Here is a 23521-nt window from a genome sequence, read left to right as displayed (position 1 = left end):
GTCCTGCCGTGCTTCGAGGGCGACGAGCGGGGACCACCCTCCCGGCGCCGGGAGGAGCGGCGGGTCGAAGCCCGGCCGGTACGGCGCGTAGCTCGACCAGTCGGTGCCGTCGCTGGCCCACAGGCCGTGCCACCRGTCCGCCGGGCGGGCGAGCGTCTCGTCGCTGAAGTGGTCGAGGAGCACCAGGAGACGCCCGTCCGCGAGCCCGACCACCCCCGACTGGTAGCCGAGCTCGTCGCCCAGGACGACGTCGTACGTCTCCCAGGACCCGCCGTGATCGGTGCTCCGGGCGGCCGCCTCGAACGGCATGAGGGTGGCCCCGTCGCCGCCGGCGACCACGACGTGGATGCCCTCGGCGCCGCCGGCCACCATCGAGGTGACCGGTTGCTGGAGCAGTCCCGCCAGGGCCGGGACCTCGGGAGCAGCGACGACCGACCGGTCGGCGTACGCCGTCCACGCACGCTGGCTCCAGGGCTCGTACGACGCGGTGGCGCCGCCGTCGCTGGTCGCGATGGCGCGACGACCTCGGCACGCCTGCTCGACGCACCCCCACCAGGCGACCACCCGGAGTCCTCCGGCACGCGGGACGACGACGGCGTCCAGCAGCACGGAGCGGGGGTCGGAGACGACCTCCTCCGGGCGCGGCCTGCTCACGGTGGCGTCCGGGCGCGCAGCGGGAACCTCGGACCCGCACCCGCCGGTCAGCACGGCGACTACGACCAGGGGCAGGATCAGGGTTCTCATGCGGGAGGGACGCACCCGAGGGGCTCGAAGTTGTCGAGGCGACGTGGTCCACGCCACGCGGACACTCCGTGAGGGAATGCGCGCGGGTGTGGCAGAGTTCCGTCCACGAGCAAGCGTGCTCTGGGGGCGGTGAAACTCCGCACCGGCGGTCACAGTCCGCGACCCGACCACTGCCAGTGGCCGGTTGACCAGGTGGAACTCCTGGACCGACGGTCACAGTCCGGATGAGAAGTGCACGCAGGCGACGCACCCGTCCCGACGCGGTGCGCGCCCGCACCCCCCCGGAGTCCGTCACACGGACGAGAGGGCCAGCAATGGGTGCGACACCGGCAGAGACGGCCGCGATGCGGCGCGCCCTGCAGATCGCTGCGAACCCCGGCGTGCCGCTGGGCCCCAACCCCCGTGTCGGCTGTGTGCTGCTGGCCGACGACGGCACCGAGGTGGCCGAAGGCTTCCACCGCGGTGCCGGTACGCCGCACGCCGAGGTCGCCGCGCTCACCGAGGCCGGTGGTGCCGCGCGGGGAAGCACCGCCGTCGTGACGCTCGAGCCGTGCAACCACACGGGCCGCACCGGTCCGTGCGTCGAGGCCCTCGTCGCCGGCGGCGTACGCCGCGTCGTCCTCGCCCAGTCCGACCCCAACCCCGAGGCGGCCGGGGGCGCCGAGGCCTTGCGTGCCGCGGGTGTGGAGGTCGAGGCCGGCGTGCTCGCCGACGAGGCCGCGCGGCTCAACCGGGCCTGGACGTTCGCGGTCCACCACGGTCGGCCCTTCGTCACCTGGAAGCTCGCCACCACCCTCGACGGGCGCAGCGCCGCCGCCGACGGCACCAGCCGCTGGATCTCCAGCGAGGCGGCGCGACAGGACACCCATCGGCTGCGCGCCGAGTGCGACGTGCTGCTGGTCGGCACCCGCACCGTGGAGGTCGACGACCCGCTGCTGACCGTGCGCGACAACTGGGACCGCCCGCTGCGGCACCAGCCGCTGCGGGCCGTCATGGGGCTGCGCCAGATCGCGCCGGACCGCCGGATCCTCAACAACCACGCCGAGACGCTCCACCTGCGCACCCGCGAGCCCGCCGACGCCCTGCGCGACCTCCACGACAGCGGCCGGCGCCACGTGTGGCTGGAGGGCGGGCCCACGCTGGCCGCCGCCTTCCTGTCGGCGGGCCTCGTCGACGAGGTCGTCGCGTACGTCGCGCCCAGCCTGCTCGGCGCCGGGACCAGCGCCGTGGGCGACCTCGGCATTACCACCATCGCCGACCAGCTCCGCTTCCGGCTCCGGYAGGCCGCCGTCGTCGGGACCGGAGCCGACGCCAATGTCCGCATGACCCTCGAGAGGACCCCCTGATGTTCACCGGCATCGTCGAAGAGCTCGGCACCGTCGCCGCGATCGAGGACCAGGGCGACGCCCTGCGGCTGTCCATCACCGCCGCCACGGTGCTCGAGGGCACCCGCCTGGGCGACTCCATCGCCGTCAACGGCTGCTGCCTGACCGTCACCGACGTCGGCGACGGCACCTGGTCGGCCGACGTGATGGCCGAGACCCTCGACAAGACGTCGCTGGCTGGCTCCCGGCCCGGCGACAGGGTCAACCTCGAGCGGGCCGTCACCCCGCAGACGCGCCTGGGCGGCCACATCGTCCAGGGCCACGTCGACGGGGTCGGCGAGATCCTGCGCCGCAGCCCCAGTGAGCACTGGGAGGTCGTCGAGGTCTCGCTGCCCGCGCACCTGGCGCCGTACCTCGTGGACAAGGGCTCGATCACCGTCGACGGCGTGAGCCTCACCGTCGTCGAGGCGGGCGAGCAGAGCTTCACCGTCAGCCTCATCCCCGAGACCCTGGCCCGCACCACCCTCGGGGACCGCGCGGTCGGCGACCGCGTCAACCTCGAGGTCGACATCATCGCCAAGCACGTCGAGAAGCTGCTCGCCAGCGGTCTCGTCGATCGCCTCACCCCCGCACCCACGTCCCAGGAGAACGCCCGATGAACCTGCTCCACTGGCTCTACGACGCCCAGGTCGAGATCGCCGGGCACGCCATCACCTGGCGCGAGATCCTCGGCAACGCCTTCGGCTTCGCCTCGGCCGTCGGGGGTCTGCGACGCCGGGTCTGGGCGTGGCCGATCGGCATCGTCGGCAACGTGCTCCTCTTCACCGTCTTCATCGCGGCCACCTTCGACGACCATGCGCAGCAGCCGCTGTTCGGCCAGGCCGGACGGCAGATCTTCTTCATCGTGACCAGCGTCTACGGCTGGTGGCGCTGGCGACAGGTCAGTGCGGGTCGCGACAAGGACGCTCCCGCGATCACACCGCGCTGGGCCACCCGCAACGAGCGCGTGGTCTACCTCCTCGCCGCCGCTGCGGCGATCGTGGTGTGCCAGTGGGTGTTCTCGGTCATCGGCGCCGGCTGGCCCGCACCCCGGTGGTACTACTGGTGCGACGCGTGGATCTTCGTGGGCTCCATGGTCGCGACGTACGCCATGGCGCGAGGCTGGACGGACTTCTGGCTGGCCTGGATCGCGGTCGACCTGGTCGGCGTGCCCCTGCTCTGGCACTCGGGCTACTACCCGACGGCCATCCTGTTCGTCGTCTACGGGGCGCTGGTGGTGTGGGGCTTCGTGGTGTGGCGCCGTGCCGCCCGCGACGAGGCACCGCTCGAGCGTGACCTCAAGGCGGTGTCCGCATGAGTGTCCGTCTTGATCCCGTCGAGCGGGCGGTCGAGGACATCGCAGCCGGCAGGTGCGTGATCGTCGTCGACGACGAGGACCGCGAGAACGAGGGCGACATCATCTTCGCGGCGTCGAAGGCGACGCCGGAGCTGATGGCCTTCACCATCCGCCACTCCAGCGGCGTCATCTGCGTGCCCATGCCCGGCCCCATGCTGGAGCGGCTCGAGATCCCGCTGATGACCCCGCACAACAAGGACAAGCTGCGCACCGCCTACACCATCTCGGTGGACGCCAAGGACGGTGTCAGCACCGGCATCAGCGCCGCCGACCGCGCCCACACCGCACGGGTGCTGGCCGACTCGGCGACCGAGCCCGGGGACCTCACCCGGCCCGGCCACGTCTTCCCGCTCCGCTACCGGGACGGGGGAGTGCTCGTACGCCGCGGCCACACCGAGGCAGCCGTCGACCTCGCCACCCTGGCCGGCCTGACCCCCGCGGGCGTGCTGGTGGAGGTCGTCAACGACGACGGCACGATGAAGCGCGCGCCCGAGCTGCGGGCGTTCGCCGACGAGCACGGCCTGGCGATGATCTCCATCGAGGACCTGGTCCGCTACCGCCGTCGCCACGAACGGCACGTGGAGCGCGTCGCGCAGACCGTGCTGCCGACCGCGCACGGCGACTTCACGGCGTACGGCTATCGGATCACCATCGACGACAGCGAGCACGTCGCGCTGGTCCACGGCGACGTGTCCGGCGACGAGCCGGTGCTCACCCGGGTGCACTCCGAGTGCCTCACGGGCGACGTCTTCGGCAGCCACCGCTGCGACTGCGGCCCCCAGCTCCAGGAGGCGATGGCCCGCATCGTCGAGGAGGGACGCGGCGTGATCGTCTATCTTCGCGGCCACGAGGGGCGCGGCATCGGCCTGGTGGCCAAGCTGCAGGCCTACGAGCTCCAGGACGGTGGTCGCGACACCGTGGACGCCAACCTCGACCTCGGGCTGCCGGCCGATGCACGGCACTACGGCACCGCCACCCAGGTGCTGCGCGACCTCGGGGTCGGCCGGGTGCGCCTGCTGACCAACAACCCGGACAAGACCGCCAGCCTCGAGGACTTCGGCATCGAGGTGGCCGAGCGGGTCCCCCTCGCGATCCACCCCACGGACGCCAACCGTGCCTACCTCGAGACCAAGCGCGACCGCATGGGGCACGACCTGCCCGACCTGGGCGACTCCCGCCCCACCACCGTCACCACCACGACCGAGGAGCTGCACCAGTGAGCAAGTCCGGAGCACCCGCCGAGACGGCGTTCGACGCCAGTGACCTCAGCGTGGCCGTCGTGGCCGCGAGCTGGCACACCGAGGTCATGGACGGCCTCCTGGCCGGCGCGCGGCGGGCCCTGGAGGCGCACGGCGTCACGGACGCGGAGATCGTGCGGGTGCCGGGCACGTTCGAGCTGCCCGTCGTGGCCGATGCGCTCGCCGAGGAGCACGACGCGGTGGTCGCGCTCGGTGTCGTGATCCGGGGCGGCACGCCGCACTTCGAGTACGTCTGCTCGGCGGCCACCGACGGCCTCTCCCGGGTCGCGCTCGACCACGGCATCCCGATCGGCTTCGGGGTGCTGACCTGCGACACCGACAAGCAGGCGCTGGACCGGGCCGGCCTCGAGGGCTCCAGCGAGGACAAGGGCTGGGAGGCCACCGCCGCCGCCCTGGCCACGGCACGGACCCTCGCCGGTCTGCGCTGAGCGCCGCCCGTAGGCTTTCCAACCGTGAAGACGTTCGAGGAGCTGTGGGCCGAGCTCAACGAGAAGGCCCAGACCCGACCCGAGGGATCCGGCACCGTGCAGCAGCTCGACGCGGGTGTCCATGCGATCGGCAAGAAGCTCGTCGAGGAGGCGGCCGAGTCGTGGATGGCCGCCGAGCACGAGGGCAAGGAGGCCACCGCGCTGGAGATCAGCCAGCTGCTCTACCACGCGCAGGTGCTGATGATCGCCGCCGACATCACGCTGGAGGACGTCTATGAGCACCTCTGAGCTGACCGGGCTCCTGCGCGTCGCCGTCCCCAACAAGGGCGCCCTGTCGCAGGCCGCGTCGGAGATCCTCCGGGAGTCCGGCTACCGCCAGCGCAGCGACTCCAAGGAGCTGGCCCTCGTCGACGCCGACAACGGCGTCGAGTTCTTCTACCTCCGCCCGCGTGACATCGCGCTGTACGTCGGCGAGGGCACCCTCGACGTCGGCATCACCGGTCGCGACCTGTTGCGCGACTCCGGGGCCACGGCCGTCGAGGTCCGTGAGCTCGGCTTCGGCCGCAGCCGCTTCCACTTCGCGGGGCCGGCCGGGCGCTACTCCTCGCTCGAGGAGCTCGAGGGCGCCCGCATCGCCACGTCGTACGTCGGGATCGTGCGCGCCTTCCTCGCCGAGCGCGGGATCGACGCCACGGTCACCCGTCTCGACGGCGCGGTCGAGACGAGCATCCAGCTCGGCGTCGCCGACGTGATCGCCGACGTCGTGGAGACCGGCTCCACGCTGCGGGCCGCGGGCCTGGAGACCTTCGGGGAGGTCATCCTCGACTCGCAGGCCGTGGTGATCTCCCGCCACGGCGACACCCCGCCCGGCTTCGAGGTCTTCATGCGGCGCATCGAGGGCGTCCTGGTGGCGCGCAGCTACGTGATGATGGACTACGACATCTCGCGCGACCAGCTCGACAGCGCGGTCGCCATGACGCCCGGTCTCGAGGGACCGACGATCTCCCCGCTCGGCCGCGAGGGCTGGGTGGCGGTGCGTGCCATGGTGCCGCGGGCCGGTGCCCAGCGACTCATGGACGAGCTCTACGACCTCGGGGCCAGGGCGATCCTGCTCACCGACATCCATGCCTGCCGCATCTGAGGGCGCGGTCGTGGCGCTCCCGCACACCTGGCGACCGCTCGGCGTGCGGGTCGCGGTGCTGTTCTTCGGCGGCATGCTGCTGCTGGTGTGCGCGTTCGCGTGGTTCGGCTTCGACCCCTCGATCCGGGCCCGGTTCACGATCTTCCAGCGCTCGACGCTGGTCGCGCTCGGGCTCCTGGCCGGGTCGGTCGCCTACGCGCTGGGGCGCTCGCGCGTCGTGGCCGAGGAGGACGGCCTGACCGTCGTCAACGGCTACCGCCGCCACGTCTACGACTGGGCGCAGGTCGTGGCCGTCCGGCTGCCGCAGGGCGCCCCGTGGGCGACCCTGGACCTGGCCGACGGCACGACCATGTCGGTGCTCGCGATCCAGGGCTCCGACGGCGACCGGGCCCGCGTCGCGGTGCGCGCGCTGCGCGCCCTCATCGATCGCTGACCGGGCGGCTCAGTCCGTCTCGTCGCCCTCCGCGAGGGTGTGGATTCCCCACGTCACCGACAGCTCGTCGCCGGGCTCACCTGCGGGGGCCAGCGTGACGAGATCGGTCCCGGAGTTGAACGCGTTCGCCGGCGCCGTCATCGGCTCGACGGCCAGGGACCTCCGCTCCTTGCCGACGACGTCGTCGGCGCTGTAGAGCAGCAGCCACGAGATCCGCTCGTCGACCCACAGGGCGACGCCCTGACCGGTGGCGGGGTCACGCAGCGTGGCCGTGGCGACGCCATCGGTGCGCGACAGGTCGCCGTACGTCTCGTCGAAGGCCATCGTCCCGAGGACCCGGGGGGTGCGGAAGTCGTGCTCGGCGTCCACCGGCACCGTCTCCACGGGGATCAGCCGGTCGTCGGTGAGGGTGCGGATGCCGGCCGGCAGGCTGAGCTCGAGGTGGTCGATGCCCTCGCCCACGCACAGGTAGGGATGGGCACCGCAGGCGTACGGCGCGGGCTCGCCGCTGAGGTTCGTCGCCGTCTGGGTCACCGTCAGCCCGTCCGCGCCGAGGTCGTAGAGCACGTGGAGGTCCACCGCCCACGGGTAGCCGCTCTGGGCCATCACCCGGTACACGAGCGACACGGAGTTGGCCGTGTGCTCCTCCAGCGTCCAGGCCGCCCAGCGGGCCAGGCCGTGGGACGCGTTCGAGCGCTTCGGCTCGGAGAGGGCGAGCTGGTGGTCGCGACCGCCGAAGGAGTAGCGGCCGTCACGGATCCGGTTGGGCCACGGCATCAGCAGCTGGCCACGCCCACCCGAGGACATCTCGTCCTCGCCGAAGCCGTCCACGAGGTCACGGCCGCCGTGCTCGAGGAGGCGCAGGGCGCCACCGCTCTCGGTGACGACCGCCCGGTACCCGGCGGCGGAGATCTCGTACTGGTCGCCGCTGGGCGCGACGCGGTGTGAGGAGGACATGCGCGACACCCTAGGCGTGTCAGCGGCGCAGCTGCTCCAGCTCGGCCAGCACGTCCTGCACCGTGTCGGTGAGCCGCTCGATCCGGTCGCGGTCCGCGGGCGCGTCGTCGCGGGCCGACGGGGGCACGGCCTCGACGTCGAACGCCGCCTGGTCGCCGCGGTGCCAGGTGGAGAACTCCTCCAGCGTCGTGCCGTGACGGTCCACGCTGCGACCCTCGAGCAGGAGCAGCGGCGAACCCTCGGCGACCCCCAGACGCTCGGCCAGCCGCGCTGTCGCGGCCACCGCACGGATCTGGTTCCTACCCCCGGCCACCTGCCGCCCGAGCCGGTCGGCGAGCAGCTGGTGGAGGGAGGAGTCCTCGAGATCGGTGGCGGTGATGGCCTCGGCCACCTCAGCCGGCAGCCAGGTGCGGATGTAGCTGAGGACCACGTCGCCGACCGACCGCACCCGACCGAGCTCCAGCACCCGGTCGCCCGTGATGGATTGCAGGTGGTCGGGTCGGGGGACCAGGGCGTACGACGTCACCCTGGTCCGTACGACGCCCTGGTGGCCGGGCTGCAGCGTGAGGCCGGGGGAGAGCACGTCGCGGTGCACCTCGCGGTGGTCGGCCACCACCGATCCCCGGCCCTGCACCTTGTGGATGAGCCCGTCGGCCTCCAGGCTGGCCAGCGCCTGGCGCACGACGGAGCGCGACACCCCGAACTCGTCCTGCAGGGCGGCCTCGGTGGGGAACAGGTCGCCCGGACGCAGGTCGCGACTCTCGAGTCGCTGGCGCAGGGTCTGCGCCACCTGGGAGTGCAGCGGGACGCGTCGGGGCGTCGCAGGCGGGCTCACGTGCGCCAGCCTAGGGGGCGCTCACACGCTGACCTGGGAGGCGGTCTTCCACACCGCGTCCCAGCCCGGCGCCAGCGCCGCTGCCCGTCGGGCGGCCAGCACCAGGCTGGCCTCCCGGGCGACGCCCTGGCCGGCGATGTCGAAGGCGGTGCCGTGGTCGACGGAGACCCGGACGACCGGCAACCCGACGGTGATGTTGACGCCGTCGTCGCCGTACACCGCCTTGAACGGCGCGTGGCCCTGGTCGTGGTAGCAGACCACGACGAGCTCCCACTTGCCGCGGACGGCCTGGGGGATGAGGGCGTCGGCGGGCAGCGGACCTCGGGCGTCGATCCCACGCTCACGGGCCGCCTCGATGGCGGGGGCCAGCACGTCGGCGTCCTCGTCCCCGAAGAGCCGGTCCTCCCCGGCGTGCGGGTTGAGCCCGGCGACGCCGATCGAGGTCTCCGGGCGCCCCAGCGCGTCCGCGAAGGCGTGCGCGAGGTCGAGGACGTCGCGGGTGCGCTCGGGAGTGACACCCTCGATGGCGTCACGCAGCGAGACGTGGGTGGTGAGGTGGAAGAAGTATAGGTCGCCGGCGGAGAGCACCAGGGAGAAGTTCTCGACGCCGAACTGCTCGGCCAGCAGCTCGGTGTGGCCGGGGTACTTGTGGCCGCCCGCGTGCATCGCCGCCTTGTTGAGGGGAGCKGTGACGATGCCGTCGATCGCCCCCTCCTTGGCGAGGTCGCACGCGGCGACGACGAACCGGTAGGACCCGTCGCCCGCCGCGGGGCTGAGCTCACCCACCGGCACCGGGTCCATCGGCTCACCCACCTGCACGACCTCCACGATCCGGGGGTCGTTGGTGGCCTGGCGAGGATGGTCGATCGCCACCACCACGGCAGGGTCGACCCCCACCGCCGGAGCGGCGCGACGCAGGGCACCGACGTCCCCGAGCACGACGGGCACGCACTCCTCGCGCAGGTCGTCGTGCTCCAGCAGGGTACGAAGGGTGATCTCGGGGCCGATGCCGGCGACGTCGCCGAGGGTGAGGCCGAGGACGGGAAGGGTCATGGGGTTGCTCCTAGGGCACGGACTGCGGTGAACAGACGGATCAGGGTGGTGGGGTCGCCGAAGCCGCCGGCCTTGGTGGCGACGGTGAGCCCGTCGTGGCGGCCGCCGACGACCGTGCCGAGGGGGACGCCCTCGACGGGTGCGTCGACGACACGGATGCCGCTGGCACCCAGGGCGGCGAGGGTGGCGGCGGCGCYGTCCCCGCCCACGAGGACGAGGAGGTCGTGCCCGCCACGATCGAGCACCTCGGCGGCCTCGGCGGCGAGGGCGTGGGCACGTCGGTCGGCCGCACCGGGCTCAGGCTCGGCGGAGGTGATGAGCACGTCGACCGCCTCGGCCTCCGGGCTCCGGGTGAGGGCGTCGGCCTGCGCCCGGGCGACCTCGTGCAGCGAGGACACCACCAGCAGCGCGCCGGTGGTGCCGGCGCCGGTGCGAGCGGACTCCGCGGAGGGTCGCTCGGGGCGCCAGGCCCGGGCGAGGGCCCCGGCGAGCCCGGCCGAGCCGACCGGCAGCGCGTCCGGGCCGACGGCGGCAACCGCGGTGGCGAGACGCTCGACGGCCACGTCGTCGCTGGCGTCCACCACGACGACGTCGTGGGTCGCACCGGCCTCGCGAAGGGCGGCGGCGAGGTCCTCGACCGCACYGACTCGCACGCTTCCGGGCAGCAGCCGGGTCAGGTCCGACTCCGTGACCGGTGTGACCGGGTCCCGCCCGGCCGCACCCTCGTGCACCGGCACCCCGTCGACGAGCACGATGCCGTCGACGACGGTGCGCCCCATCGCGGGATAGGCCGGACACACCACGGCGTACGCCGAGGGGCGGTGACGCCGGTAGCCGGCCAGGGCGCCGCTCACCTGCTCGGCGACGCGGCCACGGACCGTGGAGTCGACCTTGAGGTACAGCGTCCCCGTGGTCAGGTCCGCGGCGGCCCGGGCCGTCACGCGCTCGGCGTGCGGGTCCCGGCGCGTGTCCAGGGTGAGGGCGACGGCCTCCTCGGCCGGCTCCTCGCGCCATCCGCCCGAGACCGAGAGCAGGGACGACCACCCGGCGCGGGCGAACTGGACGACCGTGTCGGAAGCTCCCGTGAGGTCGTCGGCCAGGACGAGCACCTTCACAGCTGGGGCTCCTTGACGCCGAGGTCCATGTCGTCGATGCGCGCGACCTCCTCCTCGGTCAGCAGGCCGCCCTGGCGCTTGAGCACGGCCGAGGCCAGCAGCGGGGCGATGATCGCCGTGACGAGCACCGAGGCGGCCACCTGCGCGGTGGCGGTCTCGACGTACGGCTCGAAGCGCGGATCGGCGAGCGCGATGATCGCGGGGGTGGCGATGGCGTTGCCGGCCGTGGTGCCGGCGGCGAAGCCGATGCCCGAGCGGTAGCCGCGACGGAGCAGGWACCGGTAGCCGAGGTAGGTGAAGAGCCCGGTGACCGGGGCGACGACGAGGCCCACCGCGATGCCGGCCGCGCCGCCGGTGACGATGTTGTTGAGGTCGATGCCGGTGCCCAGGGCGAGGGCGAAGAACGGGATCACGATCGAAGGCGTGGGACGCAGGACCTCTCGCCAGTGCGGGTTGATGTTGCCCACGAGCATGCCGATCAGGAACGGGATGATGGCCGCGACCATGGCGCTGAAGGGGATCTGGGCCAGCCCGGAGACGCCCAGGAACAGCATCGAGAAGAACGGGCCGTCATTGAGCGCCGAGGAGATGTAGGCGCCGCGGTCGCGCTTGTCGCCGTACCGGCCGGTGAAGGCGAGCCACAGGCCGCCGTTGCTGTTGTCGACAGCGACCAGCAGGGCCAGGATCGAGATCCCCAGAACCCCGTCGATGCCGACGACCGTGCCGAGCAGGATGACCAGGGTCGCCGGGATGATGCTCTTGCAGAGCAGGACGGTGCCCGCCGTCGCGAGCACCGGACCGCTGGTCCTGAGGGTCACCTGGGTGCCCGTGGCGAAGATGAGCAGGGCGATGAGGGGCAGGGCGCTGTCGGCGAAGAGGGCGGTGGTGAACGAGCCCAGCCCCAGGAAGCCGTCGGCGAAGGTACCCAGCACCGAGCCGATCACCAGCGGGATCAGCATCAGCCCGCCCGGGATCCGGTTCATCATCTGGTAGAGCGGGAGGATCTCGCGCTCGGAGGTGGTGGTGGTCATCAGGAGTCCGTTCTGGTCGTTCCAATAGTACGTACAACATGTACGTACAAATTACTCTGACACGAGCACAGCGAGAGTGTCAACGGTCACACGCCCGGCCGGCCCGCCTACGCTGCCGCCATGGTCCTGACCCATCGCCCGGTGACCGCCGCGGACGCGGACGAGGTGGCGGGGCTCATGTCCCGCATCGCCGCCGACCATCCGACCGGCTTCGAGCTGTCGGCCGCCGAGGTCCGCGAGCTGCTGGCCGACTACCCGGGTGTGGTCGTCGAGGGCGGCTGGGACGCCGACGAGCTGGTGGCCTACGCCGCGGTCCTGCCGCGGGCGCCCCACGACGGCAGCCAGCACTTCCTGATGTTCGGCGACGTGGACCCTGCGCGTCTCGGCGAGGGCGTCGGCACGGCGATGCTCGGCCGTGCCCTCGACGCCGCCAGGCGGCTGCACGCCGTCGACGCGCCGGCCCTCCGTGCCCGATTCCAGACTCGCGCGGTGGCCGGACGCGAGGACCAGGCCCGGTTGCTGGCCGACCACGGCATGACGGTGGACCGTCACAACTTCCTGATGGTCTCCGACCTCACCGACCTGCCGGCCGCCGTCCTGCCGGACGACCTCGCGGTGTCCACCTTCGAGCCGGCGGACGCCGAGGAGCTGCGGAGCGCCCACAACGAGGCGTTCCGCGACTACCCCAACGGCACCGCCGTCGACGAGGGGACCTGGAACGGCTTCATGGTCAACGCCATGCACACCCGCCACGACCAGTCCTTCGTGCTGCGCGACCCGGCGGAGGACGGTCGGGTGGCGGCGTACGTCTTCGTGCACGAGTACGAGCGGGCCCCGTCCGGGACGACCGGTCGGGAGGCGTACGTCGCCTACGTCGGCACGCTGCCGGCCCACCGGGGTCGCGGGCTGGCGACCCACCTGCTCGCCCACACGCTGCACGTGTGCCGGGACGCCGGCTTCGACACCTCGAGCCTGGACGTCGACACCCAGAACCCCACGGGTGCCCTGGGGATCTACGAGCGTGCCGGTTACGCCGTGCACCACCGCCAGGACAACTACGCGCTGGAGGAGGAGCCGGTCTCGTAGACCAGGTCGGCCCGCTCGCGGGTGCGCTCACGGTCGTGGTGCGACGCCTCGCCGTCGAGCCACCGCTCCCACTCGCGGCGCATCGGCTCCCCGTCGCGCGCCAGCCCGCGACGCAGCCGCTCCTCGCGCGGCGCCTCGATCCACACCAGCGTGGTGACGAGGTCGTCGATGCGCGCCGGCGCGGCGCCCACCCCGTCGATCACGACCAGACCACCGGGGGACAGGGGGTGGGACTCGGCCCACGCCGACGCGTGCCAGTCCCAGCGGGTCCAGGCCGACGGTCGCCCCGCCGCCAGGGGACGCAGCACCGCGTCGATGGTGGCCCCCAGCCCGGGGAGGCCGCTCCAGCCCTCGAGCAGCTCGTCGGCGTGCACGACCTGCGCCGGGACCAGTCGGGCCAGGCCCAGGGCCAGGGTCGTCTTGCCGGCCCCGGCCAACCCGTCGATGCACACCAGTCGTCCGCGTCCCAGCGTGGGCGGCCGGGAGAGTGCGTGCGCGAGCACCGTGGCCGGGTCGATCGTCACGGTCACCAGGCGAGGCCGAGCCCGCGGTAGCTCGGCACCGTCTCCACGATGCGGTCCCCGTGCACGAGGTGGACGTCGTTGACGTGCTCGAAGAGCTCACCGGACTTGGCGTGCCGGAACCAGACCAGCTCGCCGACACCCAGCATCGCGGCGGGGTGGCCGGTCAGCGGTGTCTGCACCTCGCCGGCACCCTCCAGCCCGGTCAGGTGGAGCCCGGGCGGGGCCCACGGGATCGGGGCGCGGTCCTCACCCACCGGACCGGAGGCGATCAACCCGCCGCCGTGCACGGTGGCGAGGGTGGGGGAGGGCTTGCGGCTGACCCGCAGGCCGAAGAAGGCCGCGGGTCGCGGCGTGAAGGACTGGTAGTGGTCGAACAGGCCCGGCACCAGCAGCCCCGACCCTGCGGCCACCTCGGTCACGACGGGATCGGCGACGGTCGACTCGACCGAGCCGGAGCCGCCGCCGTTCCAGAACTCGAGGTCGGCCAGGTCGGCCAGGGCGTCGACCACCTCGCGCCGGCGCACCTCGAGCTGGGCGACCGAGGCCTGCTTCAGCCGGCGGACCAGGAGCGACCGGGTCCGCTGGCCGGGGACGTCGTCCGGCACCCCGGCGACCTGGCCCTCGTAGGTCATCGCTCCGACCAGGACGAAGCCCGTCCTCGAGACGACGGCGCGGGCGAGATCGGTGACCGCCGCGGCGTCGTACAGCGGGGAGCGCTTGGGGCCGACGTGCTGACCGCCCACACGCAGCCCCGCGTCCACGTCGATCGCGACCCGCACGTCCACGCCGGGCCCCCGTCGTACGGCGTCGACGGCGTCCAGGTGGGCCACGTCGTCGACCATGAGCGTGATCGCCGCGGCCGCCTCGGGCGAGTCGAGGASCAGGCCCAGGGCGCGCGGGTCGACGCTGGGGTAGGCGACGACGACGTCGTCACTGATCCCGGTCGCGTGGAGGTGGAGGGCCTCGGCGAGCGTGTAGGCGAGCACTCCGGAGAACCCGTCGTGGGCCAGGGCCCGCGCCACCAGGGAGGGGACGCGCAGCGACTTGGAGGCGACGCGGACCGGCTTGTCGCCCGCCCGTCGGGCGAGGTCGTCGGCGTTTGCGTCGAAGGCGTCGAGGTCGACGACGGCGATCGGGGTGGACAGCGGCTCGGGGTGGGACGCGACGGCGGAGCCGAGGCGGGCCCACAGCCGGTTGCGCTCGACGAACCCGTCGACCGGGGCCTGGCTCACTGGATGCCGCGCTTCTTCAGCAGCGCCTCGATCTCGGCCATCTCGTCGTCGACGACGGGCTGGGTGCGCGGACTGCGGGTGGAGGAGGCCTCCGGCAGGTCGCGGCGGCGCGTCGGGGACGCGACCTCGCCGGTGGCGGCCGGGTCGGCGGCCCGGCCGAGCTGGCGGTCGCGCAGCACACCAGCCACCACGATGAGCACGACGCCGAGGCCGGCCAGCCCGATCCCGGTCCACGTGACCGGGTTGAGGACGAGGCCCGACGCCCAGTCGGTGACCGACCCGGCGATCTCGGTGAACATCTCCAGAGTCCCGGTGAGGAAGGCGGCCACCGGCATCAGCGTGAAGCCGAGGGCGCGCATCGCTGCCGTCGTGCCCCGTCGCCGGAAGGAGACCCACGTCCACGCGAGTCCCAGCAGGGTCAGGGTCGCGGCAAGTGCCGCCCAGGTTGCCTCGTCCACACCACCAGAGTTCCACAGTCCTCCACGCCCGGGGGACAATGACCGGGTGGAACGACAGATCCCCGACCCCGGGTTCGCCGGCGACGACGGCATCGCCGACCCCGCCGTGCGATCCGCCCTCGCGCTCCCGGCCGACGACCCCACCTCGTACGGCGTCGCGTTGCTGGCGCTGCAGGACGCCCGCCTGCTGGTGCCGGTGGTCGCCGTCCTCGGCGAGGTGGAGGTCGACGAGCGCGGGCTGGCGCACGACAAGACCTCCGACATGGCGGCGGTGCTGATGACGGGCGCCGACGGGCGCCGCGCCCTGCTGGCCTTCACCGGCTCCGACAGCCTCACCTCGTGGGACGCGGGCGCACGGCCCGTGCCGGTCGCCACCCGGCTGGCGGCCCAGTCGGCGGTGCAGGAAGGTGCCGCCGCCCTGGTCGTCGACATCGCCGGACCCGCGACCGCCGTCGTCGAGGGCGACGACCTCACCCGGCTCGCCGCGGGATGGCGGGTGGTGCGCCTCCAGGACGGCCGGGGCGACCAGCTGGGGTGGATTGGCCCCGTGACGGAATGATCGGCTAGCCTTCGGTGTTGACCGATCAGTTCCACTCTGCCCCGACGGGGAGCGGGACCGATCCTCCAAGCGGGAACAGCACCATCGTTCCCCACCCGCACCGGCCGCACTGCACCACAGGTCGTCGGGTCATGGTCCGGATGAGGCGCACGCCCGGCGTGCGTCACTGCTGGCTCCCGCTTGGTACACAGCGGGAGCCATTGTTCATTTCGGGCACGTGTCTCCGGCCAGGGTCACCCCAACCACTGAGTCACTGGAGGACACATCAGCACCGAGCTGCGCATCAACGAGCGGATCCGGGTTCCCGAGGTCCGACTTGTCGGGCCCAATGGAGAGACGGTCGGCATCGTGCCGACCGACCAGGCGTTGAAGCTTGCCCAGGAGGCAGACCTCGACCTCGTCGAGATCGCACCCCAGGGCCGGCCGCCAGTCTGCAAGCTCATGGACTACGGCAAGTTCAAGTACGAGAACGCCCAGAAGGCTCGCGAGGCGCGTCGCAACCAGACGAACGTGATCATCAAGGAGATGAAGCTTCGTCCCAAGATCGACGCGCACGACTACGAGACCAAGAAGGGCCACGTCGTCCGCTTCCTCAAGGCCGGCGACAAGGTCAAGATCACCATCATGTTCCGTGGTCGCGAGCAGCACCGCCCCGAGCTGGGCTTCCGGTTGCTGCAGCGCCTGGCCGAGGACGTCACCGAGCTCGGCTTCATCGAGTCCTCGCCCAAGCAGGACGGCCGCAACATGATCATGGTGCTCGGCCCGCACAAGAAGAAGGCCGACGCCAAGATCGACGCCGCCGCCGCCAAGGACGCCAGGGCGGCCCAGCGTGAGGCGGCCGTGGCCGAGGAGCAGGCCGAGCGCGACGCCGCCCACGCCGCCGGACCGGTGGCTGCCAAGAAGGAACGCGGCCGTTCCGAGAACCTCGACGACGAGATCGAGGCCTGAGCCTGCGGGATCCCGCAGCCCGGCCACGATGCCCACGTCGTCGATCCACGACGTCCCAGACATCCAGCAGTAGAAAGTAGAGAGAGATGCCGAAGAACAAGACGCACTCCGGTGCCAGCAAGCGCTTCCGCGTGACCGGCTCGGGCAAGATCCTCCGCGAGAAGGCCGGCAAGCGCCACAACCTCGAGAAGAAGCCCTCGAAGGTCACCCGTCGCCTCTCCGGAACGGTCGAGGTCGCCAAGGCCGACAACGCCCGCGCCAAGAAGCTGCTGGGTCGCTGACCCACGAAGCCGCCTCCGGCGGTCTGGTTGCACCACCTTTTTTCCGAGTTTTGAGCACCAAGGAGTAAGAAATGGCACGCGTCAAGCGGGCAGTCAACGCCCAGAAGAAGCGCCGGGTCGTCCTCGAGCGCGCCTCCGGCTACCGCGGTCAGCGTTCGCGCCTGTACCGCAAGGCCAAGGAGCAGGTCACCCACTCGCTGGTCTACAGCTACAACGACCGCCGCAAGAACAAGGGCAACTTCCGCAAGCTGTGGATCCAGCGCATCAACGCCGCCGCGCGTGCGCAGGGCATGACCTACAACCGCTTCATCCAGGGCCTCAACCTCGCCGGTGTCGAGGTCGACCGCAAGATCCTGGCCGAGCTGGCCGTGAGCGACATCGCCGCGTTCAACGCGCTCGTCGAGACCGCCAAGGCCGCCCTCCCCGAGGACGTCAACGCTCCCAAGGTGTCTGCCTGAGCATGAGCACCCCCCTGACAGCGGGCAACACCCGCGTCAAGGAGGCTCGCAAGTTGAGCCGCCGCCCGGTCCGTTCCGAGCGGCGGCTCTTCCTTGCCGACGGCCCGAAGGCCGTCGAGGGTGCCCTGTCGACGGTGCTCGACTCCGGCGAGGGGTGTGTGGTCGAGGTCTTCGCCACCCCCGACGCCCTGCACCAGTACGCCGACCTGCTGGCCGCCGCCGACACGGTCACCCCCGTGGACGACCGGGCGCTGGCGTCGCTGTCCGACGCGGTCAGCCCGGCGGGACTCGTCGCAGTGTGCCGTCATCTCGACGTCCCGCTGTCCGACGCCCTCGTCGGCCCGCTCGTGGCCATCTGCGCCGACGTCCGTGACCCCGGCAACGCCGGCACCGTCATCCGCACGGCCGACGCGGCCGGAGCCGGCGGTGTCGTGCTGGCGGGGCGCTCGGTCGACGCCTACAACCCCAAGACCGTCCGAGCGACCGTGGGCAGCCTCTTCCACCTGCCCATCGCGGTCGAGCCCGACCCGGCGGCCGCGGTCGCCTCCGCCAAGGCGGCCGGCTTCACCGTGCTCGCAGCGGACGGGGCGGGCGACGTCGACCTGTTCGACGCCGAGCTGACCGGCCCCACCGCGTGGCTCTTCGGCAACGAGGCCTGGGGACTGCCCGCCGAGCTGGCCGCGCTGGCCGACCGGCGGGTGGCGATCCCGATCCACGGCCGCGCCGAGAGCCTCAACCTGGCGACCGCCGCCGCGGTCTGCCTCTACGCCAGCGCCCGCGCCCAGCGGTCCTGACGAGGACCCGGCCGTGATCCTCATCGACCCCCCTGCCGTGCCCCGCTGGGGCCGCACGTGGTCCCACCTGGCCAGCGACACGTCGTACGACGAGCTGCACGTCTTCGCGAGGGCCCACGGCGTCCCCGAGCGCGGCTTCGACCGCGACCACTACGACGTGCCGGCCGAGTTCCACGAGGCGATGGTCGCGGCCGGCGCCGTCCCGGTGTCGAGCCGGGAGCTCGTCGCGCGTGTGCGCGCCGCCGGGTTGCGCCGTCCCAAGGCGGCCCGACCCGACTAGGGTGATCCGGTGCCCCGCATCGTCGAAGCCCGGCCCACGCGGCTCCAGTCGCTGGCCGACCTCTACCCCGACGGCATCCTCGGCGCCACGATCGGCGGGGAGATCACGTTCGTCAACGACCACGCCGCCCGGCTCCTCGGGACGACGGTGGAGCAGGCGATGGGCGGTCGGCTCGAGGACGTGCTGCTCCTGCAGGACCAGGACGGACAGACCTGGCTGGACGTCAACCGTCCGGACCGGAGCCTCTCCACCCGCACCGGCATCCCCGAGCAGTCCTGGTTGAACTCCAGCGGCGAGGAGGTGCTCACCACCGCACGCATGGTCCGGGAGCGGCCTCTGGCGCCCGTGGTGGGTGTGGCCATCGGCATCCGCAACGGCCGGGGCCGGGCGCGGCTCGACCGCGAGCGCTCCGACCTGGTCGCGACCGTCGCCCACGAGCTGCGCTCCCCGCTGACCGGGGTGAAGGGCTTCGTCCAGGCGCTGCTCAACCGCTGGGACAAGCTCAACGACGAGCAGCGCAAGCTGATGCTGACCACCGTCAACGCCGACGCCGACCGGTTGGTGCGCCTCATCGCCGAGCTGCTCGACGTGGCCCGCATCGACACCGGCCGGCTCTCGCTCTACCCGCGTGAGTCCGACGCCGTCGTGCTCGCCCGCAGGGTCGTCGACTCCGTGGGCGCAGGGACCAGCCGCGTCATCGAGCTCGAGGCCTCCGAGGGGCTGCCGGAGATCTTCGCCGACCCCGACAAGTTCACCCAGGTCGTCACCAACCTCGTCGAGAACGCCGTGCGCCACGGGCAGGGCCGGGTGGTCGTGTCCCTGGCGACGACGCCGGCGTCCTCCGACGTGACCGGTGTGCGGATCTGCGTCGACGACGAGGGGGAGGGCATCCCGGAGGAGATGCGCAGGCGCGTCTTCACCAAGTTCTGGAAGCACGGCTCCAGCGGCGGCTCGGGCCTCGGGATGTACATCGTGGGCGGGCTGGCCCGTGCGCACGGCGGCTACGTCACCGTGACCGGGGCCGACGGCGGGGGAGCCCGCGTGATGGTCGACTGGCCGTCCGAGGACCGCCGCCCGGAGTGATTCAGGCGGTGGTGCTCACTCGGAGGCGGCCATGGTCGCGCCGAGCCCGATCATCAACACGCCCCCGGTGGCGCCCATCGCGTCGAGCCGCTCCGGCCGCCGCGCGAACCAGTCCCGCGCCTTGCCCGCGGCCATCGCCCAGGCGGAGTCGCTCGCGACGGCGAGCACCGCGAAGACCAGGCCGAGGAGGGCCACCTGCAGCCCGACCGGTCCCGACGGGTCGGTGAACTGGGGCAGGAAGGCCACGAAGAACACGATCGTCTTGGGGTTGCCCATCCCCACCAGCAACCCGGTCCGGATCGCGGCACCGGACCTCTCCGGAGCGCGTCGGCCGGCCTCCATCGCCACGCGCGCGTCCTTGCGGTGCCGGATCGCCGAGATGCCCAGCCACACCACCCACGCCGCCCCGACCAGCTTGATCACGGTGTACGCCGTGGCGCTGGCCGCCACCACCGCGCCGAGGCCGAGCGCCACGAGCACGACCTGCACCAGCAGTCCGAGTGCGTTGCCGACGACCGACAGCAGGGCCTCACGACGCCCGACACTGAGCGCGCGACCGATGGTGAACAGCAGGCTCGGGCCCGGGACCTGGATGAAGAGGATCGAGGCGAGCACGAAGGCGAGCAGCTGGCTGGTGGTCGGCACGACACAAGGCTAGGTCCTCCGGGCCCCGGGCGCCTCCCGGTTCCACGGCGTCACCTCCACACAACCTTCACGAGTCGTCCGCGCCTCGTGCGCCGTCGGCCTCCTAGGGTCGACCCATGACACGACGACGGGTGCTGGTGGTCGAGGACGAGCGGGTCATCAACGACCAGCTCGCCGAGCGGCTCCGCGCCGAGGGGTACGACGTCGCCCAGGCGTTCGACGGTCCCTCCGCGGTCCGCGAGGCCCAGGACGGCGAGCCCGATGTCGTCATCCTCGACGTCATGCTGCCGGGCATCGACGGGCACGAGGTGTGCCGTCGCATCCAGGCGGGTCGTCCGGTCCCCGTCCTCATGCTCACCGCGCGCGACGACGAGTCCGACATCCTCGTGGGGCTCGGCGTCGGGGCCGACGACTACCTCACCAAGCCGTTCCGGATGCGGGAGGTCGTGGCCCGGGTCGCGGCCCTGGTGCGCCGCGTCGAGCGGGCCGCCGAGCTGGCGGCCGGCAGTGACCGTGACCCGCTGGTCCTCGGCGCACTGGTCGTCGACCCGGGACGGCGGCGTACGACGCGGGACGGCAGCGAGGTCCACCTGACGCCCACGGAGTTCGACCTGCTCGTGTGCCTGGCCCGCGAGCCCGGCCAGGTGCTGACCCGCGAGCGCCTGCTCGCCGACGTGTGGGGCTGGGCCGAGTCCGGCCTCACCGGCATCGCGACCCGCACCGTGGACAGCCACGTCAAGGCGCTGCGGCACAAGCTCGGGGCCGCGTGGATCCGCACCGTGCACGGGGTCGGCTACGCGCTGGAGCCCGGGGAGCAAGCACCGTGAGCGCGGCTCTCGACCCCGTCACCAGCATCAAGGTCAAGCTGGGGGCGTTGGTCGCCGCCTCCGTGGTCGCGGCCGCGCTGCTGGCCACGCTGGGCTCCTCCGCAGGCGTCCCCGCCCTGCTCACCGTGCCCGTCGCGGTGGCCCTCGCGCTCGGCGTCACCCAGCTGCTCGCCGCCGGGATGGTGGCCCCCCTGCGGCAGATGACCGACGTCGCGCAGCGGATGGCGCGCGGCGACTACTCCGGCCGGGTCCGCACCACCTCCACCGACGAGGTCGGTCGCCTCGCCGCCGCCTTCAACCAGATGGCGGCCGACCTCGAGCGGGTCGACACCGAGCGGCGCCACCTCATCGCCACCGTCTCCCACGAGCTGCGCACCCCGCTCGCGGCCATGACCGCCGTGCTKGAGAACCTCGCGGACGGGGTGGTCCCCGCTGACACCGACCACCTGTCCGAGGCGCTGGCCCAGGCCGAGCGGTTGCGGGACCTCGTCGGCGACCTGCTGGACCTCTCGCGGCTCGAGGCGGGGGTGATCCGGCTGGAGCCTCGCGAGGTGGCGCTGGCGGGGCTGGTCGAGGAGTGCGTCCGCGAGGTGGGCCACGCCGGCCGGACGGCGTCGTACGACGTCATGGTCGACCCCGGCCTGCTCGTGAGCGCGGACCCGTCCCGACTGCGCCAGCTGCTGGTCAACGCCCTCGACAACGCCGGGCGCCACAGTCCCGCCGACCTCCCCGTCCGGGTCTCGGCCGGCGCCGGCGGCGACCACTGGTGGCTGGAGGTCGCGGACGACGGCTCCGGGGTCGAGCCCGAGGACCGCGAGCGCGTCTTCCAGCGCTTCGGCACGAGCTCCGCAGGCGGTGGCACCGGGCTCGGCCTGGTCGTGGCGCGCTGGGTGGCGCAGCTGCACGGCGGCACCCTGCGCTTCGTCGACCCCCGGCCCGGCCAGTCCGGGGCACGCCTCCGGCTGCAGGTCCCGCTGAACATCCCGATCCAGGTCCCGCTCCACGTGCCCCAGGAGGCAGTCGTGCCCGGTCCGTCCCAGCCACCGCCCAGCGGCCGCACCCAGGTCGCTCCGCCCGCACGTCAGGCCCCGGACGGGCRGGTCGGGCCACCCCCGCCCGGCCTCGACGCCCTGTTCGGCGCGTTCTGGCCCGAGGCACCCGGCTCGGCCGCGCTCCGGGTGGTGGTCGCCAGCGTCCTGGTGGGCGTGCTCGCCGGGGCCACGATGGCCTTCGTGGGCCCGGGGCTCGCCTGGACGTTGGTCCTCGCGGCCGCCGGGGGAGCGGCGTACGCCACCGCCCGGCACCGACGCGACCGGTTCGTCGTGGGCGCCACGGTCCTGGGGCTGCTGCTCGTCGTACCGCTCACCCTCCTCGACAACGCCGGCATCGCGCTCCTGTGCGTGGTCGCCGCGATCGCGGTGTTCCTGGTGGCGGTGACCCGCGCCGTCACCCTCTCCGGCTTCGTGCTGGCCGGCCTGTCGTGGCCGCTGTCCTCCCTGCGCGGGCTGCCGTGGTTCGGCCGCAGCCTGCGACTGGTCGGCTCCGCTGGGCGGACACCGGCGGTCGCCCGCACCACGGCCCTGTCCCTGCTCGGGCTGGTGGTCTTCGGAGCCCTGTTCGCCTCGGCCGACGCGCTGTTCGCCAGCTGGGTCGACGCCGTGGTGCCCAACCTGACCTTCGGGGACCTGGTCGCCCGGGTGTTCGTGGCCGTCGCGGTCTTCGGGCTCAGCCTCGCCGGCTCGTACGCCGCACACCACCCGGCCCGGGTCGAGGCGCCGCGTCGCCGTGTCGAGGCGCTGCCCCACCGCTTCGAGTGGCTCGTCCCGGTGCTCATCGTCGACGGCGTCTTCCTGGTCTTCCTCGCCGCCCAGGCAACCGTCGCGTTCGGGGGCCACGACTACCTCGAGCGGACCACGGGCATCACCTACGCCGACTACGTCCACCAGGGCTTCGGACAGCTCACCGTGGCCACCGCGCTCACCCTGCTCGTGGTGTGGGCGGCCGCCCGCAGGGCCGGGGACGCCCCGCACGACCGGCTCTGGCTCCGCACGTCACTGGGACTGCTCTGCGTGCTGACCCTCGTCGTGGTCGCGTCCGCGATCTACCGGATGCACGTCTACCAGCAGGCCTACGGCTTCACGACGCTGCGCCTCGTCGTCGACGTCTTCGAGGGCTGGCTCGGACTGGTGGTGCTCACCGTCATGGTCGCCGGGGTGCTGGGCCTGGGGCGCTGGATCCCGCGCGTCGCGCTGGTGACCGGTGCCGTCGCGACGCTCGGCCTCGCGGTGGTCAACCCCGACGCCTGGGTGGCCGGACGCAACATCGACCGCTACGAGGAGACGGGTGCGCTCGACCTGCGCTACCTCCAGTCGTTGTCGGCCGACGCGGCGCCGGTGATCGTCGAGCGGCTGCCCGACCGGGTGGCGGGATGCGTGCTGCAGGACCTCAGGCTCAACCAGCTGAGCGGGGACGAGTCGACCGTGTGGGGATGGAATCTCGGTCGCGAGCGTGCGGACGACGCCCTCGCGACCGTGGAGATGTCTGCGGCCCCGGACGCCACCGGCGACCCGTGCACGCCCGTCTACGAGGAGTTCGGCGAGCCCTCCGGCACTCCCGTCGACTAGCATCG

General features: G+C 72.7%; 28 protein-coding genes and 1 riboswitch. Of the genes, 18 read left to right on the top strand and 10 right to left on the bottom strand.

Features of this window, described 5'->3' with window-relative positions:
* On the bottom strand, positions 1–744 hold a 744-nt coding region (locus AC1DQF_RS11290), incomplete at its 3' end, for a hypothetical protein (RefSeq protein WP_477525313.1).
* Positions 745–855: 111 nt separating this feature from the next.
* Positions 856–985: riboswitch (FMN riboswitch) on the top strand.
* 73 nt (positions 986–1058) lie between these two features.
* Here AC1DQF_RS11290 and ribD point away from each other — a divergent pair.
* From ribD to AC1DQF_RS11250, 8 genes are read left to right on the top strand one after another with little or no spacing between them, the layout of a single operon-like run.
* Complete coding sequence (gene ribD, locus AC1DQF_RS11285) at positions 1059–2090, top strand: bifunctional diaminohydroxyphosphoribosylaminopyrimidine deaminase/5-amino-6-(5-phosphoribosylamino)uracil reductase RibD (RefSeq protein WP_477525312.1); 1032 nt, start codon at positions 1059–1061, stop codon at positions 2088–2090.
* Positions 2090–2728 (top strand): riboflavin synthase, encoded by a 639-nt coding sequence (locus tag AC1DQF_RS11280; RefSeq protein ID WP_477525311.1) that lies wholly within the window; start codon positions 2090–2092, stop codon positions 2726–2728. The genes ribD and AC1DQF_RS11280 overlap by 1 nt, the downstream gene beginning before the upstream one ends.
* Entirely contained in the window at positions 2725–3426 is a 702-nt protein-coding gene (locus AC1DQF_RS11275; RefSeq protein WP_477525310.1) for a nicotinamide mononucleotide transporter family protein, read from the top strand. The genes AC1DQF_RS11280 and AC1DQF_RS11275 overlap by 4 nt, the downstream gene beginning before the upstream one ends.
* On the top strand, positions 3423–4685 hold the full coding sequence (locus AC1DQF_RS11270; RefSeq protein WP_477525309.1) for a bifunctional 3,4-dihydroxy-2-butanone-4-phosphate synthase/GTP cyclohydrolase II: 1263 nt from the start codon (positions 3423–3425) through the stop codon (positions 4683–4685). Before AC1DQF_RS11275 ends, AC1DQF_RS11270 begins: the two co-directional genes overlap by 4 nt.
* The gene (ribH, locus tag AC1DQF_RS11265) at positions 4682–5152 is read left to right on the top strand and encodes a 6,7-dimethyl-8-ribityllumazine synthase (RefSeq protein ID WP_477525308.1); all 471 of its coding nucleotides are present in this window, start codon (positions 4682–4684) and stop codon (positions 5150–5152) included. The genes AC1DQF_RS11270 and ribH overlap by 4 nt, the downstream gene beginning before the upstream one ends.
* A 24-nt stretch (positions 5153–5176) precedes the next feature.
* Positions 5177–5440 carry a phosphoribosyl-ATP diphosphatase gene (locus AC1DQF_RS11260; protein WP_477525307.1) on the top strand — a complete coding sequence of 88 codons (264 nt, stop codon included), beginning with the start codon at positions 5177–5179 and terminating at the stop codon, positions 5438–5440.
* A gap of 1 nt (position 5441) precedes the next feature.
* A complete protein-coding gene (gene hisG, locus AC1DQF_RS11255; protein ID WP_477525316.1) occupies positions 5442–6293 on the top strand; it encodes an ATP phosphoribosyltransferase in 852 nt (283 codons plus the stop codon).
* Positions 6277–6726: a PH domain-containing protein gene (locus tag AC1DQF_RS11250; protein WP_477525306.1), complete on the top strand. Its 450-nt coding sequence runs from the start codon at positions 6277–6279 to the stop codon at positions 6724–6726. Before hisG ends, AC1DQF_RS11250 begins: the two co-directional genes overlap by 17 nt.
* Before the next feature lie 9 nt (positions 6727–6735).
* On the opposite strand, the gene AC1DQF_RS11245 is transcribed toward AC1DQF_RS11250, so the two are convergent.
* From AC1DQF_RS11245 to AC1DQF_RS11225, 5 genes are read right to left on the bottom strand one after another with little or no spacing between them, the layout of a single operon-like run.
* On the bottom strand, positions 6736–7683 hold the full coding sequence (locus AC1DQF_RS11245) for an aldose 1-epimerase family protein (RefSeq protein WP_477525305.1): 948 nt from the start codon (positions 7681–7683) through the stop codon (positions 6736–6738).
* 19 nt (positions 7684–7702) lie between these two features.
* On the bottom strand, positions 7703–8518 hold the full coding sequence (locus tag AC1DQF_RS11240) for a GntR family transcriptional regulator (RefSeq protein ID WP_477525304.1): 816 nt from the start codon (positions 8516–8518) through the stop codon (positions 7703–7705).
* Positions 8519–8539: 21 nt separating this feature from the next.
* On the bottom strand, positions 8540–9571 hold the full coding sequence (pdxA, locus tag AC1DQF_RS11235; protein WP_477525303.1) for a 4-hydroxythreonine-4-phosphate dehydrogenase PdxA: 1032 nt from the start codon (positions 9569–9571) through the stop codon (positions 8540–8542).
* Positions 9568–10686 carry a four-carbon acid sugar kinase family protein gene (locus AC1DQF_RS11230; protein WP_477525302.1) on the bottom strand — a complete coding sequence of 373 codons (1119 nt, stop codon included), beginning with the start codon at positions 10684–10686 and terminating at the stop codon, positions 9568–9570. The genes pdxA and AC1DQF_RS11230 overlap by 4 nt, the downstream gene beginning before the upstream one ends.
* Positions 10683–11717: a 2-keto-3-deoxygluconate permease gene (locus tag AC1DQF_RS11225; protein WP_477525301.1), complete on the bottom strand. Its 1035-nt coding sequence runs from the start codon at positions 11715–11717 to the stop codon at positions 10683–10685. Before AC1DQF_RS11225 ends, AC1DQF_RS11230 begins: the two co-directional genes overlap by 4 nt.
* Positions 11718–11837: 120 nt before the next feature.
* Between AC1DQF_RS11225 and AC1DQF_RS11220 the strand changes: the two genes are divergently transcribed.
* Positions 11838–12803, top strand: coding sequence for a GNAT family N-acetyltransferase (locus AC1DQF_RS11220; RefSeq protein ID WP_477525300.1), 966 nt, complete (start codon positions 11838–11840; stop codon positions 12801–12803).
* On the opposite strand, the gene AC1DQF_RS11215 is transcribed toward AC1DQF_RS11220, so the two are convergent.
* Genes AC1DQF_RS11215 through AC1DQF_RS11205 form a run of 3 tightly spaced genes read right to left on the bottom strand, consistent with a single transcriptional unit; the run spans position 12773 to position 15017 of the window.
* A complete protein-coding gene (locus AC1DQF_RS11215; protein ID WP_477525299.1) occupies positions 12773–13327 on the bottom strand; it encodes a uridine kinase family protein in 555 nt (184 codons plus the stop codon). The two genes, AC1DQF_RS11220 and AC1DQF_RS11215, sit on opposite strands and share 31 nt — an antisense overlap.
* 2 nt (positions 13328–13329) lie before the next feature.
* A complete protein-coding gene (locus tag AC1DQF_RS11210) occupies positions 13330–14559 on the bottom strand; it encodes an amino acid deaminase/aldolase (protein WP_477525298.1) in 1230 nt (409 codons plus the stop codon).
* Complete coding sequence (locus AC1DQF_RS11205) at positions 14556–15017, bottom strand: hypothetical protein (protein WP_477525297.1); 462 nt, start codon at positions 15015–15017, stop codon at positions 14556–14558. Before AC1DQF_RS11205 ends, AC1DQF_RS11210 begins: the two co-directional genes overlap by 4 nt.
* 46 nt (positions 15018–15063) lie before the next feature.
* On the opposite strand from AC1DQF_RS11205, the gene AC1DQF_RS11200 reads away from it, so the two are divergent.
* From AC1DQF_RS11200 to AC1DQF_RS11170, 7 genes are all read left to right on the top strand, one after another.
* On the top strand, positions 15064–15576 hold the full coding sequence (locus AC1DQF_RS11200; RefSeq protein ID WP_477525296.1) for an SseB family protein: 513 nt from the start codon (positions 15064–15066) through the stop codon (positions 15574–15576).
* Between the two features lie 264 nt (positions 15577–15840).
* Complete coding sequence (gene infC / locus AC1DQF_RS11195; RefSeq protein ID WP_477525315.1) at positions 15841–16524, top strand: translation initiation factor IF-3; 684 nt, start codon at positions 15841–15843, stop codon at positions 16522–16524.
* Between the two features lie 86 nt (positions 16525–16610).
* Positions 16611–16805: a 50S ribosomal protein L35 gene (gene rpmI / locus AC1DQF_RS11190; RefSeq protein ID WP_056886183.1), complete on the top strand. Its 195-nt coding sequence runs from the start codon at positions 16611–16613 to the stop codon at positions 16803–16805.
* 71 nt (positions 16806–16876) lie between these two features.
* A complete protein-coding gene (gene rplT, locus AC1DQF_RS11185) occupies positions 16877–17263 on the top strand; it encodes a 50S ribosomal protein L20 (RefSeq protein WP_056924438.1) in 387 nt (128 codons plus the stop codon).
* A gap of 2 nt (positions 17264–17265) precedes the next feature.
* The gene (locus tag AC1DQF_RS11180; RefSeq protein ID WP_477525295.1) at positions 17266–18057 is read left to right on the top strand and encodes a TrmH family RNA methyltransferase; all 792 of its coding nucleotides are present in this window, start codon (positions 17266–17268) and stop codon (positions 18055–18057) included.
* 13 nt (positions 18058–18070) lie between these two features.
* Positions 18071–18337, top strand: a complete 267-nt coding sequence (locus AC1DQF_RS11175) for a DUF4031 domain-containing protein (RefSeq protein WP_477525294.1) — start codon at positions 18071–18073, stop codon at positions 18335–18337.
* A gap of 9 nt (positions 18338–18346) precedes the next feature.
* The gene (locus AC1DQF_RS11170; protein WP_477525293.1) at positions 18347–19420 is read left to right on the top strand and encodes a sensor histidine kinase; all 1074 of its coding nucleotides are present in this window, start codon (positions 18347–18349) and stop codon (positions 19418–19420) included.
* Positions 19421–19435: 15 nt separating this feature from the next.
* Here the strand turns inward: AC1DQF_RS11170 and AC1DQF_RS11165 are convergent, their stop codons facing one another.
* Complete coding sequence (locus AC1DQF_RS11165) at positions 19436–20065, bottom strand: LysE family translocator (RefSeq protein WP_477525292.1); 630 nt, start codon at positions 20063–20065, stop codon at positions 19436–19438.
* Between the two features lie 116 nt (positions 20066–20181).
* Here AC1DQF_RS11165 and AC1DQF_RS11160 point away from each other — a divergent pair, with 116 nt between their 5' ends.
* Entirely contained in the window at positions 20182–20892 is a 711-nt protein-coding gene (locus tag AC1DQF_RS11160) for a response regulator transcription factor (protein ID WP_477525291.1), read from the top strand.
* Entirely contained in the window at positions 20889–23516 is a 2628-nt protein-coding gene (locus AC1DQF_RS11155) for a DUF4153 domain-containing protein (protein ID WP_477525290.1), read from the top strand. The genes AC1DQF_RS11160 and AC1DQF_RS11155 overlap by 4 nt, the downstream gene beginning before the upstream one ends.
* Positions 23517–23521 lie beyond the last annotated feature (5 nt).

It is taken from the genome of Nocardioides sp. P4_G4 (assembly GCF_056401085.1).
Note: the sequence above shows the minus strand (reverse complement) of the source record. Positions and strands in the feature narration are given on the sequence as shown.